Raw genomic sequence first — 2,769 nt, forward strand, 5'->3', positions numbered from 1 at the left:
AGGTTTATCAGGAGCCGTATACGAGGCCCGTACGTACGGTTCTGTGAGAGGGATAACGCCGTAGCAAATTACTGCGGCGTTACCCTACTCGATTTGAAATTATAAAAAATTTTTATGAACCTATTTAACTACACTGCTTAGATTAATGGTAGAAAATTTTCGCCAATTTTAGTTAAATAATTTTTTTTACCAAAGTATTTAGCTATTATTAAGATAAAAATGCAGGAGTAGTAAAATTTTTGTAGAATTGTAAGCTTTCATAAAGGCATATTCTGAGGTGTTACCGTTGAGGAAAGTGAGCATAGATTATGTTAAACCAGGAATGAAGCTGGCCAAATCTATTTATGACAGCAACGGCCGGGTTTTACTAAATAAAGGTGTGGTACTTAATGAAAATTATGTTCAAAAATTAAAGGAGTTAAGCATTCCTGCGGTATATATAGATGACGGGCTGGTTCCGGAATTGAAAATTGATGATGTTATAGCCGAAGAAACAAGGTTAAACGCCGTTTGCAATGTGAAAAAAATATTTAACAAAGATGTGGAAAACAACATAGCTAAAAACATTATTGTGCACCCGGAAGTTTTTAAGTCCGTTAATGAAATAATAGAAGATTTGTTGAGCAACAGTGACATTATGGTTAATTTAAATGACATAAGAAGCACTGACGACTACGTTTTTGGCCATTCTGTAAATGTTTGTGTACTGGCATTGATTACCGGCATTGCACTGGGCTATGAACGAAAGAGACTGTATAATTTAGCTGTGGGCGCCATGCTGCATGATATTGGAAAGATAAAGGTGCCCAAAGAAATTTTAAATAAACCGGGTAAGTTAACAGCTGATGAATTTGAGATAATAAAAAAACACTCCCAGTGGGGATTTGAAATACTGAAATCCAACCCTAATATCAGTATAACTTCACGCGTGGCAGCATATCAGCACCACGAGCGTTTTAACGGCCAGGGGTATCCCCAGGGGCTTTCGGGAAATGAAATACATGAGTTTGCTCAAATTGTCGGTTTGGTAGATATGTATGATGCAATTACTGCCAACCGGGTGTACCGGAAAGCCTTTCCGCCCCACGAGGCATTTGAAATGATAGCCGGTTCCGGGGATTATTTGTTTAAGTATGATATTGTAAAGGCTTTTTTAGATCATGTGGCAGCGTATCCCGCAGGTACATTTGTGCAGATGAACACAGGTGAAATTGCTGTGGTAATGGGCACGGATAAGGGGATGTCGTTGAGACCCCGGCTGAAGATACTTTACGATGCATTGGGAAAGCCTCTTAAACAGCCCCTGTATTTAAATCTGGCTGAGGTTACAGATAAGGTTATAACCAGGGTGCTGGAGGAATATGAAATTGAATCTTTGAGGCAGAATTTTGAAGCGAAGTGAAATCGGTTTAACGGCTTCGGGCAGTGAAATACTATCATCAAAGGGGTGGTATAATGCTGAAAAACAAAAAAAGCCTTGTCTTTATAGTTATTACCCTTTTGCTGGTATTGATGATCGGTATCGGATGTACTGAAAGGGATAACAGCAGCAGTACCGGTGAGAATCAGTTACCCGACAGCTCTCAAAATACCGGCAATACTGCCATGTCTCTCCCCGGGGTTGGGCCGGATACCATTGCTAACATAGCTGCAAAAGCCAGCCCGGCGGTGGTGAAAATAGAAACGGTGGTGGTGGAAGAAGTTAATAACCCATTTTTTAATGACCCGTTTTTCAGGCAGTTTTTTGGCGGTTCCTTACCTCCACAGGTGAGGCAGAAAGCGGGGCTGGGGTCAGGGTTTATCATTTCCAAAGATGGGTACATTTTAACAAACGAGCATGTTATCAATGGGGCCAAGGAAATATATGTGCGGATTAAGGGCCAAGAAAAGGCGGTTCCCGCCCAATTGGTGGGTGCTGATTTCGATTTGGATTTGGCGGTGCTGAAAATAGAAGTTAGTAAAGACCTGCCCACTTTAAAAATGGGCAGCTCAGAGGATATTAAAGTGGGCAACTGGGTGATAGCCATAGGCAGTCCCTATGGACTGGAAGACACCGTAACGGTGGGGGTAATAAGTGCTAAAGAACGACCGGTGACGGTGCAGGATCGTCACTACAAGCATTTGTTACAAACCGATGCCTCCATTAACCCCGGCAACAGCGGGGGGCCGCTGTTGAACCTCAGGGGTGAAGTGGTGGGGATTAACACCGCTGTTAATGCCGAGGCCCAGGGTATTGGTTTTGCCATTCCCACCAGTACCGTTAACCAGGTTTTGGATGAACTGATTGAAAAAGGTCGTGTGGTACGCCCGTGGATGGGGGTACAGCCCCAAACATTAACCCCGGAAGTAGCAAGATACCTGGGCCTGCAGCAGGAGTGGGGGGTATTAATAGCCGGGGTGGTGCCGGGCAGCCCTGCTTATAGGGCCGGTTTGAAACAGGGGGATGTGATAATCAGCCTAGATGATGCTGAAATAAAGGATGCTGAGGAACTTGTAGATACCGTACGGGCCAAAAAAGTGGGCGATACAATAAAAGTTGGTATCATCAGGGAAGGACAAAAACTGACCGTATATATAACAGTTACCGAGCGGCCTAAAGGATACCGGTAAATTTAAGACAGCACTTTTCACGGTCAGCAGTACAGCACCGCCGGACTTTTCCGGCGGTGTTTAGTTATGTGTGCCCGGCATGGGCAATGTCTATAGGGTGAAAGTCCCGAACGTTGAAGGTAGCAGTAAACGTTAGCTTAAGGCAAGGGTGTCCGCGGC

At 44.0% G+C, this 2,769-nt stretch carries 2 protein-coding genes; both read left to right on the plus strand.

Going from position 1 to position 2,769, the window contains the following annotated elements; translation table 11 throughout:
* Positions 1 to 295 precede the first annotated feature (295 nt).
* Positions 296 to 1,402: an HD-GYP domain-containing protein gene (locus JOC37_RS13025; protein WP_338017395.1), complete on the plus strand. Its 1,107-nt coding sequence runs from the start codon at positions 296 to 298 to the stop codon at positions 1,400 to 1,402.
* A gap of 53 nt (positions 1,403 to 1,455) precedes the next feature.
* Positions 1,456 to 2,610 (plus strand): S1C family serine protease, encoded by a 1,155-nt coding sequence (locus JOC37_RS13030; RefSeq protein WP_204619579.1) that lies wholly within the window; start codon positions 1,456 to 1,458, stop codon positions 2,608 to 2,610.
* The last annotated feature ends 159 nt before the right edge of the window (positions 2,611 to 2,769 follow it).

Source organism: Desulforadius tongensis (genome assembly GCF_016907915.1).
Classification (GTDB): domain Bacteria; phylum Bacillota; class Desulfotomaculia; order Desulfotomaculales; family Desulfohalotomaculaceae; genus Desulforadius; species Desulforadius tongensis.

Bases quoted from the DNA above. Each gene is read 5' to 3' on its own strand.
- JOC37_RS13030 (WP_204619579.1), top strand. From the start codon at position 1,456: ATGCTGAAAAACAAAAAAAGCCTTGTCTTTATAGTTATTACCCTTTTG.